At 62.7% G+C, this 15,542-nt stretch carries 13 protein-coding genes; 11 read left to right on the forward strand and 2 right to left on the reverse strand.

The annotated features are described in order from the left end of the window. The first annotated feature begins 41 nt into the window (after positions 1–41). Genes LY284_RS05200 through LY284_RS05215 form a run of 4 tightly spaced genes read left to right on the forward strand, consistent with a single transcriptional unit; the run spans position 42 to position 4,203 of the window. Positions 42–1,394: a hydroxymethylglutaryl-CoA reductase, degradative gene (locus LY284_RS05200; RefSeq protein ID WP_309243191.1), complete on the forward strand. Its 1,353-nt coding sequence runs from the start codon at positions 42–44 to the stop codon at positions 1,392–1,394. After that, positions 1,387–2,325 (forward strand): hydroxymethylglutaryl-CoA lyase, encoded by a 939-nt coding sequence (locus LY284_RS05205; protein ID WP_233384989.1) that lies wholly within the window; start codon positions 1,387–1,389, stop codon positions 2,323–2,325. Before LY284_RS05200 ends, LY284_RS05205 begins: the two co-directional genes overlap by 8 nt. A 22-nt stretch (positions 2,326–2,347) precedes the next feature. After that, positions 2,348–2,818 (forward strand): hypothetical protein, encoded by a 471-nt coding sequence (locus LY284_RS05210; protein ID WP_233384992.1) that lies wholly within the window; start codon positions 2,348–2,350, stop codon positions 2,816–2,818. Continuing rightward, a complete protein-coding gene (locus LY284_RS05215; protein WP_233384993.1) occupies positions 2,818–4,203 on the forward strand; it encodes a tripartite tricarboxylate transporter permease in 1,386 nt (461 codons plus the stop codon). Before LY284_RS05210 ends, LY284_RS05215 begins: the two co-directional genes overlap by 1 nt. A gap of 524 nt (positions 4,204–4,727) precedes the next feature. Here the strand turns inward: LY284_RS05215 and LY284_RS05220 are convergent. After that, complete coding sequence (locus tag LY284_RS05220; protein WP_233385009.1) at positions 4,728–5,057, reverse strand: cupin domain-containing protein; 330 nt, start codon at positions 5,055–5,057, stop codon at positions 4,728–4,730. Between the two features lie 177 nt (positions 5,058–5,234). Here LY284_RS05220 and LY284_RS05225 point away from each other — a divergent pair, with 177 nt between their 5' ends. Next, positions 5,235–6,116 (forward strand): LysR substrate-binding domain-containing protein, encoded by an 882-nt coding sequence (locus tag LY284_RS05225; protein ID WP_233385020.1) that lies wholly within the window; start codon positions 5,235–5,237, stop codon positions 6,114–6,116. Positions 6,117–6,264: 148 nt separating this feature from the next. Here the strand turns inward: LY284_RS05225 and LY284_RS05230 are convergent, their stop codons facing one another. Further along, the gene (locus LY284_RS05230; protein ID WP_233385029.1) at positions 6,265–6,957 is read right to left on the reverse strand and encodes an alpha/beta family hydrolase; all 693 of its coding nucleotides are present in this window, start codon (positions 6,955–6,957) and stop codon (positions 6,265–6,267) included. A gap of 520 nt (positions 6,958–7,477) precedes the next feature. Here LY284_RS05230 and LY284_RS05235 point away from each other — a divergent pair. The 6 genes from LY284_RS05235 to LY284_RS05260 all read left to right on the forward strand — a co-directional run bounded on the left by LY284_RS05235 (position 7,478) and on the right by LY284_RS05260 (position 15,518). Next, positions 7,478–8,284 carry an enoyl-CoA hydratase/isomerase family protein gene (locus LY284_RS05235; RefSeq protein WP_233385037.1) on the forward strand — a complete coding sequence of 269 codons (807 nt, stop codon included), beginning with the start codon at positions 7,478–7,480 and terminating at the stop codon, positions 8,282–8,284. Between the two features lie 61 nt (positions 8,285–8,345). Beyond that, a complete protein-coding gene (locus tag LY284_RS05240) occupies positions 8,346–9,215 on the forward strand; it encodes an AraC family transcriptional regulator (RefSeq protein WP_014191368.1) in 870 nt (289 codons plus the stop codon). A gap of 427 nt (positions 9,216–9,642) precedes the next feature. Next, a complete protein-coding gene (locus LY284_RS05245) occupies positions 9,643–12,585 on the forward strand; it encodes a molybdopterin cofactor-binding domain-containing protein (protein ID WP_233385047.1) in 2,943 nt (980 codons plus the stop codon). Beyond that, positions 12,582–13,403: a xanthine dehydrogenase family protein subunit M gene (locus LY284_RS05250; RefSeq protein ID WP_233385048.1), complete on the forward strand. Its 822-nt coding sequence runs from the start codon at positions 12,582–12,584 to the stop codon at positions 13,401–13,403. Before LY284_RS05245 ends, LY284_RS05250 begins: the two co-directional genes overlap by 4 nt. After that, entirely contained in the window at positions 13,400–13,951 is a 552-nt protein-coding gene (locus LY284_RS05255) for a (2Fe-2S)-binding protein (RefSeq protein WP_375294236.1), read from the forward strand. Before LY284_RS05250 ends, LY284_RS05255 begins: the two co-directional genes overlap by 4 nt. Beyond that, positions 13,944–15,518, forward strand: a complete 1,575-nt coding sequence (locus LY284_RS05260; protein ID WP_233385050.1) for an AMP-binding protein — start codon at positions 13,944–13,946, stop codon at positions 15,516–15,518. Before LY284_RS05255 ends, LY284_RS05260 begins: the two co-directional genes overlap by 8 nt. The last annotated feature ends 24 nt before the right edge of the window (positions 15,519–15,542 follow it).

A 15,542-nucleotide genomic window follows, 5' to 3' on the forward strand; every position in this document is an offset into this window, starting at 1 on the left:
TTGTACCTTTCCAATGGGTACAGTAAGCCTATTATTCGCCCATCCGGCGCGCGGCTGCAAGCGTTGCAAGCGAAACCCAGAACACACATCCAGTCAGCAGAGGAAGACACATGATCGATTCGAAATTGCCGAATTTCCGCGCGATGTCGCCTGCTCAGCGCCTTTCCCACATCGCGCAGGCGGCGGGTCTCGACGATGCCGAGCACGCGCTCCTCGCCAAACCCGGCGCGCTGCCGCTCGACACCGCGAACGGCATGATCGAGAACGTCGTCGGCACGTTCGAATTGCCGATGGCCGTCGCGGGCTACTTTCAGATCAACGGCCGCGACGTGCTCGTGCCGATGGCGGTCGAGGAGCCGTCGATCGTCGCAGCGGCGTCGTACATGGCGAAGCTTGCGCGCGAGGCGGGCGGCTTTCGCACGTCGAGCACGGGGCCGCTCATGCGCGCGCAGGTGCAGATCGTCGGCGTGACGGATCCATACGGCGCGCGGCTCGCGATCCTAAAGCACCGGGACGAGCTGATCGAGATGGCGAACGCGCGCGACAAGGTGCTGATCGGCCTCGGCGGCGGCTGCCGCGACATCGAGGTGCACGTGTTCCCGGATACGCCGCGCGGCGCGATGGTCGTCGCGCATCTGATCGTCGATGTGCGCGACGCGATGGGCGCGAACACCGTCAACACGATGGCCGAGACAGTCGCGGGCCGCATCGAGGAAATCACGGGCGGCAAGGTGCGTCTGCGCATCCTGTCCAATCTCGCCGATCTGCGCCTCGCGCGTGCGCAAGTGCGCTACAGCGCAGCGACGTTGCAAACGAAGGAATACGCGGGCGAGGATGTGATCGCAGGCGTCGTCGATGCGTACCTCTTCGCCGCGATCGATCCGTACCGCGCCGCGACGCACAACAAGGGCATCATGAACGGCATCGATCCCGTCATCGTCGCGACCGGCAACGACTGGCGCGCGGTCGAAGCGGGCGCGCATGCGTACGCGAGCCGCGGCGGACGCTACACGTCGCTCACGACGTGGGAAGTGGCGAACAACGGCGACCTCGTCGGCACCATCGAAATGCCGATGCCCGTCGGCCTCGTCGGCGGCGCGACCAAGACGCATCCGCTTGCGCGGCTCGCGCTGAAGATCATGAACGTCACGTCCGCGCAGGAGCTCGGCGAGATCGCGGTCGCGGTCGGACTCGCGCAGAATATGGGCGCGTTGCGCGCGTTGTCGACCGAGGGCATTCAGCGCGGACACATGGCGCTGCACGCGCGCAACATCGCGCTGGCCGCGGGCGCGAGCGGCGCGGACATCGACTGGGTCGTGAAGAAGATGGTCGCCGCGCGCAACGTGAGCGTCGACTACGGCATGAGCCTTCTGCAAGGGTCGCGCGATGAATGAGACGCTGAGGCGTGTGCGCATCGTCGAAGTCGGGCCGCGCGATGGCTTGCAGAACGAACCCTCGCCTGTATCGGCGGAAGTGAAGGCCGAACTCATCGAACGCCTGATCGATGCGGGCGTGCGCTATGTCGAAGCCGCATCGTTCGTGTCGCCGAAATGGGTGCCGCAGATGGCCGATGGCGCGCAGGTGCTTGAGCGCGTGCGCGACAAGGCGCGCGCGACGAACACGACGCTCGCCGCGCTCGTGCCCAACATGAAAGGACTCGAAGCAGCGCTCGCATCGCATGTCGATGAAATCGCGGTCTTCGCGGCGGCCTCCGAATCGTTCTCGCAGAAGAACATTAATTGCTCGATCGACGAGAGCATCGCGCGCTTTGCGCCGGTGATTGCCGCCGCGCGCGACGCGAACGTGCGCATACGCGGCTATGTGTCGTGCGTGCTCGGCTGTCCGTTCGAAGGCGAGATCGCGCCGCAGGCCGTCGCGCGTGTCGCGAAGAAACTGTTCGACATGGGCTGCTACGAGATCAGTCTCGGCGATACCATCGGCGCGGGCACGCCGTCGAAGACGCAGGCGATGCTCGATGCGTGCATCGACTCCATGCCCGTCGATGCGCTGGCGGGTCACTTTCACGATACGTGGGGCATGGCCGCCGCGAATGTGCACGCGGCGCTGCAACGCGGCGTCGCCGTGTTCGACAGCTCCGTGTCGGGCATCGGCGGATGCCCTTATTCGCCGGGCGCGACGGGCAATGTCGCGACGGAAGACATCGTCTACCTGTGCGAGAACATGGGCATCGAAACAGGCATTGATCTGATGAAGCTCGCGGAGGCGGGCGCGTTCATTTCGCGTGCGTTGAAACGCGATACGTCATCGCGTGTGGCGCGTGCGCTCGAAGCAAAGCGGCTTCGGCAAGAACAGCAGTGCATCTAAAAACTCCATCAAAGGAGGAGACATGGAGCAGCAACTCGCCGCGCACGAGCGCGGTCATGCGTCATCGAAGAGCGCGGACAGAGCGGACTTTCAGCTCGTCGAAATCTGGGGCGATACGGTCGATACGCGGCATCTCGCGTGGTCGGTCGTGCTCGGCATCGCGATGAGCTACGGCGCGTTTGCGATCGCTAATCGCGTGCTCGCGGCATACGTGCCCGACGCCGCGATGGCGCGTGCCTACGCGATGCTCGTCGGCCTCGGCGGCTGTCTCGTCGCCGGTGCGGTGTGCGCGAGGCTCTTCAAGCCGAAGCGCGAAGTGATCGAGGAAGCGCACGGCGCGGCCGGTCGCGAAGAGGTGCTCAGGCAGCTCGCGAGCGAAGCGGGCGGGCTTGGGCGTGTCGCGGATCTGCCGCCCGCGGTCGTCGCGGAGATGAAGGAGCTCGGCCTGTACGAGCTGTTCGCAGAGTACGAAAAGCGCGAAGGGGCACATTGATGGAACCGTTCGTCACTCAACTGCTCGTCGCGCTCGGCATGGGGCTGATCGGCGCGATCGTGTTCTCGGGCATCGGCCTCATCTCCGGCACCGATGAAACCACGACGCTCGCGCCGCTCACCTTGCTTGTCGTGCTGCTCGGCGTGCCGCCCGTCGGCGTGTTCTCGTTCTTCATGGCGGGCGCCGTGTCGAAGCACATGACGCACGCGATTCCGACCGCCTTGCTCGGCATCCCCGGCGATACGCTCGCGACGCCCTTGCTGCAACAGGCGACGATGCTGCGCAATCTCGGCGTGCCGCATATCGCGTTGCGCAAGATGATCTCGGGCGCGATCGTCGCGGCCTTCGTCGCCGTGCCGCTCGCGGTGCTGTTTGCCGTGCTGCTTGCACCGTTCGGGCCGGTCATCACGAAGGCCGCGCCGTGGGTGTTCCTCGCGGCATCGATCTTCATCGCGTACTTCTCGTCGGGGCGATGGGCTTCGGTATTCCTGCTCGTGCCGTTCGTGCTGGTGATCGTCGGCTTGCAGGCGCTGACGGGCAAGTATGGCGTGAAGCTCTCCGTGAGCTACTTCCTCGGCATCGCGATCGGGCCGCTCATCGCCGATCTCTTTTCGATTCTTTCGCCGGCCGATCGCGCCCGCATGCGCCGCGAACGCGTGCGCACGTTCTCGCTCGCGCCGGACGTGAAGGGCTGGAGTGGCTACTTCCCGAATCCGATGAAAGTGCTCGACGGCCAGCAACGCGGCTGGGTTGCGGCGACCGCTGCCATATCGAGCGCGACGTTCGTGTTCAGCCCGGTCGCGATGACGGTCGTGCTCGGCGAGCTCGTCGGCTCACGCGTGAAGCATGCGTATCACCGATTGACGACCGTGATCTCCGCGCGCAACGGCGTGACCGAAGCGACGTACATCGCCGAAGCGCTGATTCCGCTGATCGCGTTCGGGCTGCCGTTGAGTCCGGTTGCGGCGGGACCGGCCGCGCCGCTCTTCAACGCACCGCCGCGCTTTTTCGTCGATACGGCCACGGGTCACATCAACAATCTGCACACGCTGATGACGACATGGCAGTTCCTCGGCTTCGGCTTGCTCGCGGTCGTGCTTGCCGCGCTCGTCGCGTATCCGCTGTCGATGAACTACGCGCATCGTGCGGCTTCGTTCGTCGCAAGGAAGCTGAGTCACGAGGCGATCATCGCGACGTTCGTCGGCCTGATCGTCGTCATCAGCGTGTGGGAAGGGCAGTTGCTCGGGCTTCTCGTGATTCTGAGCGTAGGCTTGCTCGGCGGTTTGCTGTCGCGCAACTTCGGCTTCAATACCGGCGTGCAGTTCATGGGGTACTACACGGCGGTGCTGAGCGTGCCTGCGCTCACGAAGGCATTCGGCGCATGAAGCAGCGCGCTCGTGTCACAGCGAGCGCGCCGCGTGCTGCAGACAGCGGTGACTTTGTTTTCCGCGCAGATTTCCAGTCACGCGGCTTTAGGCAAGGACTGTGGTCACGACCGACCCCGCGTCGTACTCCAAGAGCTTTACTGCATAGCGTCGGGCGGGAATGTCGACGTCACGTTGTTCGCGTCGGCGATCAGCTACGTTTGCGCTCTTGCGTAACCGCCCGCTTTCGAAGCGGGCGCACGCGCTTATGGACGGCGCGCCGCCGCTTCCAGAAAGGTCATCTGTCACGACAGCAACGCAAACTTCTGAATGAATGTCTCAGCTACTTCGCCATGAAACAAGTCATCCGTTCCGCTTGGTCGGGCGATATCTTGGGCAATGAGATGCGGGCACTCATCGGTGTGTCGATGGGTCCGGGATAGACCCCGATAACGCGCATACCCAACGGCCGAAGCTGTGCCTCAACCGTGAGCCCTTTGGCCCTCGATTTATACGAATTGCACCGCGCTTTTTGTCGGACGCGTTCAAGCGAGCACGATGTCGCTTGCTCCTCCCGACTGCACCATAACGTAAATGACGTCGTCAGCCGTTTCATTCTTAACGTGATGCACGACACCTTGGTCCACAGTGTAATGGTCACGTACTTGTCGACTGACAATCCCTTCGGGCGTTCTTGTCTCAACGGTCAAAACGCCCTGTACAACAAGAAATCGGTCCCTCACATGGGTGTGGTGGTGCCACTGTGTCTCGCCGCCCGGCTTGACGGTGGTCTGAGCGACGACGTAACTGTCGGCCGTCAACAGCGTCTCATAGACTACTTTCTGGTTAGCCAGGGGAATGTATTTGTCGTTCATTTAAGGTGGGCCTTTTTTTTCCACGAGAATCGATGGGCGCTGACGGGTTCAGAACACGCAGTTTCAAAGCACGCCTGGTTGCTCATCATCACGGCCTCTACTGTAGGGGCCGGCGCATTTTCCCGGTAGCGACCAATTTGTGCACAATGACGTGAATTAAATTGACACCCTAGCCAGATGCGCCGACTGCCACCCCTCAATGCACTCCGCGCGTTCGACGCCGCAGCCCGACACCTGAATATCTCGGCGGCAGCACGCGAGCTTCATGTTACTCACAGTGCCGTGAGCCACCAGGTCCGGCAACTGGAAGAATGGCTCGGCAAATCGCTCTTCGTCCGCCACGCGGGCGGCGTTCGTTTGACGATTGAAGGACAGCGTCTCAAGCAGGCTGCTGATCAGATCTTTTCGCAGTTGCAAACCTGTTGCGAAGAGCTTGTGGAACAGGCGCAAATTGCCGAGATTGTGCTGGGAGCGCCAGCGAGCTTCCTGTCCAACTGGCTCATTCCGCGCCTGGAGCGGTTCGAGGCGACCCATCCAAACGTGCGGGTGCGCCTGCAGACGAGCGGAACCCTAGAGGACCTTCAGAAGCAGATCATCGATTGCCTGGTCGTCAGTGGTGAAAGCTGGCCAGCGGATGTTGACGCCGTCAGCCTCTTTGACGAGACAATTGGTCCCGTGTGTGCGCCGGATTGGGCCCCTCGTTTTAAGGGACCGGACGATCTGGTCGGCCAACCCTTGCTCCATACCAGTTCGCGTCCGCACGCGTGGGAAGCATGGGCGGCGAGTAATAGGCTGGACCCATCGTTGTTCGCGATCGGCCGTCGCTTCGATCACTTGTCTTTGCTCCTGGAAGCAGCCGCCGCGCGTCTTGGCGTTGCGATCGCCCCTGCATTGCTTGTGGAGCGCGAGATATCGCAAGAACGATTGATTGCACCGCTCGGTTTTATCAAGACTGACGCCACCTTCGCTTTTTGTTCAAAGCGCGATCAGCAGGGCGGGCCAGTGCGTATCCTTCGCGAATGGCTGTGTATAGAGGCCTCGACAGAGATCCGGCCATAGCCGCTCGGGTTTCCGTGAAAGCGGGAGTGGTGTGCTTGGCTATGCGACAGACCATCTGCGGATAGCTAAGGGATTGAGCGGGCGAGTGCAGCACGGCGAGTTCGCCGGCTCGCCGTCCCGACTCTGCTACAAGCATTCCTGCGCTTGCTCAGGTAACGCGCACGAAGTCTCCTTCGGCGAAGAACCACGCCGCCATCGTCCGTGCCAGTTCGAGCACGACCTCCGCGTCGGTCCGGCCGAAGGACGCGCGCACGTGGAACGAATGATCTGCGTCGTCCACCACATGCAGCGTGGCGCGCGGCCCCAGCGTCTCGACGACAGACCTCAGCAAGTGAAGCTCGGCCAGCTTGTCGCGCGTGCCCTGCAGGAAGAGCATCGGCACCGTGACGTCCGCCAGGTGCTGTGCCCGCTCCACGCCGGGCGCGCCCGCCGGGTGCAGCGGGAACGCGACGAACGCGAGGCCACGCACGCCGTCGAGCGGGGAGATGGCTTGGGCCTGGGACGTCATGCGGCCGCCGAACGACCGGCCGCCCGCGAACAGCGGCAGGGCTGGCAGCCGCCGGCGTGCCTCCGCGACGGCTGCCCGCACGGCAACATGTGCCACGGCCGGCGAGTCCACCCGCTTGGAGCCCCGCTCCATGTACGGAAACTGGTAGCGCAGTGTGGCGACATGGGCCGCCGCAAGCGCCTCGGCCAATGACGACATGCCGGCGTGCTGCATGCCCGCACCGGCACCGTGCGCGAAGACATAGACGGCTCGCGCGTCCTCCGGCACTTGGAGAAGCGCAGAGACCTTAGTGTCGTCGGGCAGTGTCAGGGAAAGCGATTCTGGGTCGTCCATCGTATTCAGGTCCTGTCGTTGTGGCCTTTGCGCCTATTCTGCATCACAGCCCTGCATCGAGATGCGAGCGCGAATCTATCAGAATTTCACCTATACGAGGTGAAGCGTGTTTCACGAATCTGAGATAAACGAAACCATGGATCACAAGATAATCTCAAGAGATCGTGATTCAGATGAGCCTTTGAAAATATCTGGCCTATATCACAACTTGCTGTGTTCCCGGATACAACTGAGCCCGCATAATTCATAAAGTTAAACAGCGTCGCTAAAATTCAGAGTGTGTTCTTCACTTCATCCGCGCCTCATGATGCTCAGCTTAACCGAGCGCCGCATACCCTCAACCGCGACGCGCAAAATCAGACTCCAGGGTAAGTGACCGGAATCACGGGTAAGCAGGAAGACAGGCATTACTCGATACTCGAATCATCAAAACTCTCCTCGCGAGTGTCTGCTATATCTGAACCATCGGTGTCGGATCCGTGATAACCCTGATTAATCTAGCCGGAGAAGAGGAACCTTCATGAATCAGCTCATCCATAAAGCGCATCAGTTGCTCGCAGACCTTGATGGCTTTCGCGTCGAAATTAACGAGGCGGGCTCGCGTGCCGACATTATTCTTGACCGCCCGCCCTTCAATATCGTGTCGATGCTGCAGCGCGAACAACTCCGCGTGGTGTTCGAGGCCCTGGATGACGATCCCAAAGTACGCGTGATTGTCGTGCGCGCCGTCGGAGAACATTTTTCGAGCGGCGGCGACATCAAGGGATTTATCGAGTCATCGCCGGAGCATGTGTCGAAGCTTGCCTGGAACATCGCTTCGCCGGCTCGCTGCAGTAAGCCCGTGATTGCCGCCAATCGGGGCTATTGCTTCGGCGTCGGCTTCGAGTTGTCGCTTGCCTGCGATTTCCGCATCGCCACCGAGACGACCCTTTACGCGCTGCCCGAACAGAAACTCGGGCAAATCCCCGGCTCGGGCGGCTCGGCACGTCTGCAGAAAATGGTCGGCATCGGGCGGACCAAGGATATCGTCATGCGCTCGCGTCGCATTCCTGGCGAGCAGGCGTACGATTGGGGTATCGCGACGGAGTGCGTAGCCGATAGCGATCTCGAAGCTGCAACCGATGCACTCGTTCGCGAACTGATCGCGTTTTCTCCGCTCGCTCAACGCACCGCGAAGAAACTGCTGAACGATACAGAGGACGCTCCGCTTTCGATTGCGATCGAGCTGGAAGGACACAGCTACAGCCGGCTTCGCAGCTCGGAAGACTTTCGCGAGGGCGTCGAGGCGTTTCATGAAAAGCGCAAGGCAACCTTCACGGGTAACTGAGTAGTGCCTCAGGATGACGACCGGGCTCAAAGCCAGATGTGTTTTGTGAGAGGCCGCAAGAGTGTCGAGCGCGATAAAAATCTACCAGGGCAGATTCGGGCGGGTCGCACTGCTGGATATGGATGCGCCCCTCGTTCACCATGCACATCACCACTGCCATCTGCTCATCAAGGCGGCGGGGCCTGACACGTTCTTCGCCGTGCATGATGAGATGCAGCCGCTCACGGCCGACACAGCAGTACTCGTCAATCCCTGGGAACCGCACGCCTATAAGCACAATGCGAACTCGGAGCAGCATACGGTCATTCTGGCGATGTACATCGAACCAGACTGGCTCACGGATATCCAGCATCCGTTGGGCGGCAGCGGTCATCCGCAATTTTTCCCGCAGGCTTGTGTGCGGATGTCGGCGCATGCGCGCAAGCTGTCGGAGGAGCTTGCGCTGGAAATGTGGTGGTCCGACAGCATTGCATCCGAGCGGCTGGAGGGGCTTCTTTGCGAGGTGATGATCTCGGTGATCGACCCCGACCGGAGCTGGGCCGATTTGTCACGGCAAATGGAGTTCGCCAGCCGCCGCCCGAGCGATCCGCGCATTCGCCGTGCGATCGCCTGGCTTCGCGAAAATACGGGAGGCGAGCCGGATATGAACAGGCTCGCAGAACACTGCGGCTTGTCACGCGCCCATTTCTTCGCCTTGTTTCATCGCTGCACCGGGGTCACGCCAAACGTGTACCTCAATGTATTGCGCATGGAGAGTGCGATCAGGGATCTGGCGTCCGCAAAGACGTCATTGACCGACATCTCATACGATCTCGGATTCTCAGCCCCAGCGCATTTTTCCAGGTTTTTTCGACAACATCTCGGCATCACGCCGAGCGAATACCGCCGCGTGGTCGAACTCTACGACGATCGCGGTGAGGTGCAGATATAGGCGTCCATTCGTGGCCCGAAAGTGCAGTCGAGCTTTCGGAAATGACGGCCGCTCGCCCGAACGTCCCCTTCCCGCGACAACATTCGATTCAACATTCGATGCACGCGATGCGCGTGGTCACCGCTGCTGCCCGCGTCCGAAGACGATCATCGAGAAAGCATCAGACTCCAGGGTAAATCGCCCGATCTCCGGGTAAAACGATTCGGGATATCCGGCTTTACATTGAAGTCAACGGAGCATGCTGACTTGCCTCGAAGCGCACGGCAAGCAAGGCATCAGCATCCATGTGAAGACAGATTCATCCATGCGGGAGACACGCGTGAGCGAACACGAAACCGGGCTCCTCCTCGAAAAGGAAGCTCGCCCAGCACCAACCGTCGAACCATCGAACGACGGGCGGCGATTACATCGCCATGTCGGTCGGCCGATGGAACGGCTCGAGGATGCAGCCATCCTCACCGGACGTGGCCGCTACGGCGACGATATCGCCGTGAAGCCCGGCACCCTGCATGCGGCCGTGCTCAGATCTCCTCATCCCCACGCCGTGATCAAAAGCATCGACGTTGCGGGCGCGCTCGCGCAGCAAGGCGTGCATGCCGTTCTGACCGGCGACGATGTACGCGCCTGGTCTCAGCCCTTCGTCGTGGGTGTCAAGTCGCCGATGGAGCATTGGGCGCTCGCGATCGACCGTGTGCGTTACAGCGGCGAACCCGTGGCCGTGGTCGTTGCGGAATCGCGGGCACAGGCCGAGGATGGGCTCGAGCACATCAAGGTGGACTATTCACCGTTGCCGCCCGTCACGTCGATCGAGGCAGCCATCGCCGACGATGCGCCTGTCCTGCATCCGAAGGTCGGCTCGAACGTCGTGAGCGACCGCCGCTTTCGCTATGGCGACCCCGAAGCGGCATTCGAGAAGGCGCCTCATCGGGTGACGCTCGAAGCACATTACCCGCGCAATACCTGCACGCCGATCGAATGCGCCGTGGTCGTCGCGGAGCATCTGGCCGGCAACGAAGGTTACGAGGTCACGTCGAACTTCATGGGACCGTTCTCGCTGCACGCGGTCATGGCGATGGCGCTCAAGCTGCCCGCCAACCGATTGCGGCACAAGGCGCCGCGCGACTCGGGCGGCAGCTTCGGCGTCAAGCAGGCCGTCTTTCCCTACGTAGTGCTGATGTGTCTTGCATCCCGCAAGGCGCGCGCGCCGGTCAAGTGGGTCGAGGACCGGCTCGAGCATCTGAGCGCCGCCACGTCGGCGACCGCGCGTCTGACTAAGCTCGAGGCCGCTGTCGAGCGCGATGGCCGCATCACGGCGCTCTCCTACGATCAGATCGAGGACTGCGGCGGCTATCTCCGTGCGCCAGAGCCCGCTACTTTCTATCGGATGCACGGCTGCCTCACGGGCGCGTATGCGATTCCCAACCTGCTCGTGCGTAACCGCGTAGCGCTGACCACCAAGACGCCGACCGGCCTCGTGCGCGGTTTCGGCGGCCCGCAGGTCTACTTCGCGCTGGAGAGACTGGTGCAGCGCATTTCGATCGAGCTGAAGCTCGACATCGTGGAGGTCTACCGGCGCAACTTCATCCCCGCCGACGCGTTTCCGTATCGCACGCCATCAGGCGCGCTTTACGATTCGGGCAACTATCAGGAAGCCCTGAGACGCGCGCTGTCGGATGGCGGTTTCGATGAGCTGGCCGCACGGCGCGATGCCGCGCGCAAAGAGGGGCGACTTTACGGCATCGGATTCGCGGCGATCATCGAGCCTTCGGTGTCGAACATGGGCTATATCTCGACCGTGCTGCCGGTGGAGGCGCGGCGCAAGGCCGGTCCGAAGAACGGCGCGATCGCCAGTGCGACCGTGAGCGTCGACCTGCTGGGCGGCGTGGTCGTCACCGTGGCGTCGACACCCGCTGGTCAAGGGCATATGACCGTGTGCGCGCAGGTCGTGGCCGACGTGCTCGGGCTCGACCCGGCCGACATCGTCGTCAACGTCGAATTCGATACGCACAAGGACGCGTGGTCGGTGGCGTCGGGGAACTACTCCAGCCGCTTCGCCGGGGCCGTGGCGGGAACCGTTCATCTGGCGGCCATGCGCGTGAGAGACAAGCTCGCGCGCATCGTCGCGAAGCAGTTCGGTTGCGCGCCGGAGCAGATCACGTTCGAAGGCGGCCGCATCGTGCCGATGGGCGACGAAGCAAGCGCATTGCCGTTCAATCGCGCGGCGAGCAACGCACCGCATTGGGCGCCCGCGCTTTTGCCTGACGGGGAGGAGCCCGGCCTGCGCGAAACGGTCTTCTGGACGCCTCCGAACATGGAACCGCCCGACGAGCACGACCGGATCAACACGTCGGCCTGCTACGGCTTCGCATTCGACATGTGCGCCGTGGAGATCGACCGCATGACAGGCCGTATCCGAATCGACCGCTACGTGACCGCCCACGATGCCGGCACGTTGCTGAATCCCGCGCTCGCGGACGGACAGATTCGCGGCGCGTTTGCACAGGGGCTCGGCGCATCGCTGCTCGAAGAGTTCAGGTACGGCGCGGACGGCAGCTTCCAGTCGGGCACGCTCGCGGATTACCTGATGCCCACGACCTGCGAGGTTCCGGACCCGCTGATACTGCATCTCGAGACGCGGTCGCCATTCACGCCGCTCGGGGCGAAGGGCCTCGGCGAGGGCAACAACATGAGCACGCCGCCGTGCATCGGCAATGCGGTCGCAGATGCATTGGGCATCGAGGATGTGCGCTTGCCTGTCACGCCAGCGAAGGTGCTTGCGTTCATCGGGATCGACGATCCGGAGCCGTCGCGGCCCGAGTATCGCGCGGCGGCTCCAAAGAAAAAAGCGGCTGGCGCAGGTAAGGCGCTCACGGCGCAAGGCACGGTCGAGTTCGACGCAACGCCGGAGGCGGTCTTCGCGGTTCTCATGGACCCGGCTGCGCTCGCCAGGGTGGTGCCGGGCTGCAACGCGCTCGAAACGACAGGCGCGAATCAGTATCGCGCGGATGTCACGGTCGGGGTCGGCATGATCAAGGCGCGGTTCGAGGCCAGGATCGGCCTCTCCGATATCGAAGCGCCGCGCAGGCTTCGGCTCGCGGGCGCAGGGATCTCGCCGCTCGGCACAGCCGAGGGAGAGGGACTCGTCGAACTCACGCCCACCGCGAAAGGCACGTTGCTGACGTACGACTACGAAGCACAGGTCTCCGGCAAGGTCGCGGCCGTCGGCGGCCGAATGCTGGAAGGCGCCGCCAAGGTCGTGCTGAATCAGCTCTTCGAATCGCTCGGCCGGCAGGCTGCGGGCAAGCCCGTCGGCGATGGCGGCGGGTCGTGGTTGCAAAAGCTGCTGGCCCGGTTCCGGAGGAAAGCATGAAGCCATCGCCATTCAGTTATCTACGCGCGGAAAGCACGCAGCACGCGCTCGAGGCGCTGCATCACGGCGGCGCGGATGCCCGCATCATGGCCGGCGGCCAGTCGTTGATGGCCGTCCTGAACATGCGGCTGTCGCAGCCGCGCTGGATCGTCGACGTGTCGCGCACGGGCGATCTGAATGTCGTGGAGGTCGATGAGGACGGTGGTTATCTCGTCGTCAAGGCCGCAGCGACACAAGGCAGCGTGGAGTGGCGCAAGACGCTGGAGCAGGAAGTGCCGCTCTTGCGCTACACGTTTCCCTACATCTCGCATTTTCAGATCAGAAACCGGGGCACGGTATGCGGGTCGGTGGCGCATGCGGATCCGAGCGCCGAACTGCCGCTCGTTCTCGCGACGCTGGGCGGAGACGTGATGCTGCGCTCGCAAAAAATGAAGCGGCGGCTTCCCGCCGATGCCTTCTTCCAGGGGATGCTGATGACCGCCCGCGAACCCGACGAGCTTGTCGAGGCCGTGCGCTTCCCTCTCAGGAAACCGGGCGAGCGCTTCGCGTTCACGGAGTTCTCTGCGAGGCACGGCGACTTCGCGCTGGTGGCGTGCGCGGCGGTCGTCACCGACGACTCGATTCGCATTGGCGTGGGCGGCGTGGCCGATCGGCCCGTCGTCGAACAGCTTCCCAGGCTGACCGGTGACGATCTGCGTGCGGCACTCAACGATCTTGCGTGGAAGCTGGGCGCTCAGGACGACGCGCATGTGAGCGCGAGTCATCGCAGGCATCTCGTTCGACATCTCGGATGGAAAGCGATACAGGAGGCAATGTGAGACAAGCAAAGAACGGCAATCCGCTGCACGACGCTCATCAGGCAGGGGCGCTGTGCAGCATTACGGTGAATCTGAACGGCGTGAAGCGAAGCGGTGCATGCGAACCGCGCGAGTTACTTTCCGATTTCATCCGGCACGAACTGGGGGCAACCGGAACGCATGTGGGCTGCGAGCACGGCGTATGTGGTGCGTGCACGGTGCATGTCGACGGCGTGGCATGCCGATCCTGCCTGCTGCTCGCCGTGCAGGCCGACGGGCGGCGCATCGATACGGTCGAGGGACTGTCCGACGGCAATACGCTGAGCGATCTGCAAGCGGCCTTCCAGCGGCACCACGCGCTTCAGTGCGGGTTCTGCACCGCGGGCATCCTGATGTCATGCGCCGATTATCTGCAACGCGCCACGAATCCGAGCGAGGAACAAGTGCGGGAAATGTTGTCGGGGCACATCTGCCGCTGTACCGGCTATACGCCCATTGTGAAGGCCGTACTCGACGTGGCCGCACGGCGACGCAATAACGACAACACGATAGAGGTGAGCCATGCTTGATCTGGGACGAACGTTTCTGCAGGCAGTCGAACGCAATCCGAATGCGCTTGCAATCGTCGACGGTGAGGTGGAACTGACGTATTCACAGTGGTATGCGCAAATCGCTCGCTTCGCTGCGGGTTTGCGGAGCCTCGGACTCGAACGCGGCGACAGGTTGATCGTCGTGCTTCAGAACCGCTGGGAAATGGCGACGCTGCATTGGGCCTGCCAGTTCGTCGGCATTGTGATCGTGCCTGTGAACTGGCGCGCCAAACCGGAAGAGCTCGACCACACGATCGCCGATGCGGGCGCCACGGTCGTGATCTACGAACCTGCTTCGGCCGATGCCGTCATCACAAGCGAAGCAGCCCGGACGACGACGCGCGTCGGTCTCAATCAGGTCGAAGGCGCGACTTGCAGCTTCGAGGAACTGATCGCGACGCAAGAGCGGGATGCTGCCGCGCTCGCGCCGCGGCCTGCCGCATCGGCCGACGACTACTCTGTGATGCTCTATACGTCCGGCACGACAGGTTTGGCCAAAGGTGTTCCGCGGCGGCATCGTCACGAGCGCGCCGCGGCGCTCGCGCATGTCGCGCAGAACCTCTACCGGCGCGGCGAACGCACGCTTGGCGTGATGCCGCTCTATCACACGATGGGCGTGCGCTCATTGCTCGCGATGGCCTTGGTCGACGGTGTCTTCGTCTGCGTACGTCGCTGGAATGCTTCATTCGCGCTGCATTGCATCGCGAAGTACGGGATCACCTGTCTGTATCTGGTTCCGACGCTGTATCACGATCTGCTCGCGGCGCCCGATTTTGCACGAACGGAAATCGGCTCGATAACGAAACTCGGCTTTGCCGGCGCGCCCATGAACGATGGCCTGCTCAGGCGTTGCGCGGCTGCTTTCAGGCCCGAGCTGTTCGTGAATCACTACGGCTCTTCCGAGGTGTACACCTTCAGCGTCGATCAGGACGCCACGATAAAGCCGGGAAGTGCGGGACGCGCAGGCATCAACACGCGCCTGCGGGTCGTCAATCTCGACGCATCGAGTCCGGAGGCGCTCGCGCGCACGGGTGAAGAAGGGCAGATCATCGCCGAACTCGCGGGCGACGAAGCCTTCGAAGGCTACTGGAAACGTCCCGATGCAAATGCGAAGGCGATCAGGGAGGGCTGGTACTTCACGGGCGACACGGGCTATCTGGACGCGGACGGCGATCTCTATGTGACGGGTCGCGTCGACGACATGATCATCAGCGGCGGCGAGAACATTTCTCCCGTCGATATCGAATCGATTCTCTCGCTGCATCCCGCGGTGGATGAGGTGGCGGTCGTCGGCCTGAAGGACGAGCGTTGGGGCCAGAAGGTGGTGGCTTTCATCAAACGCTCATGCGCGGTCGACGCGACGGCACTCGACGAGTTCTGCCGCACATCGGATCTGGTCAATTTCAAACGGCCGCGCGAATACATCTTCGTGGATGCGATACCGAAGTCTCCGGTGGGCAAGATCCTGAGACGAAAGCTCTCAAGTGGCGAATATGCGCGCGAGAACCGCGCGGCAGATGTGGAGGGCGCGGGCGAGCAGATCTGAAGCGCGTAAAGGACCATCAATAAA

It is taken from the genome of Caballeronia sp. PC1, from assembly GCF_021353155.1.
Lineage (GTDB): Bacteria > Pseudomonadota > Gammaproteobacteria > Burkholderiales > Burkholderiaceae > Caballeronia > Caballeronia cordobensis.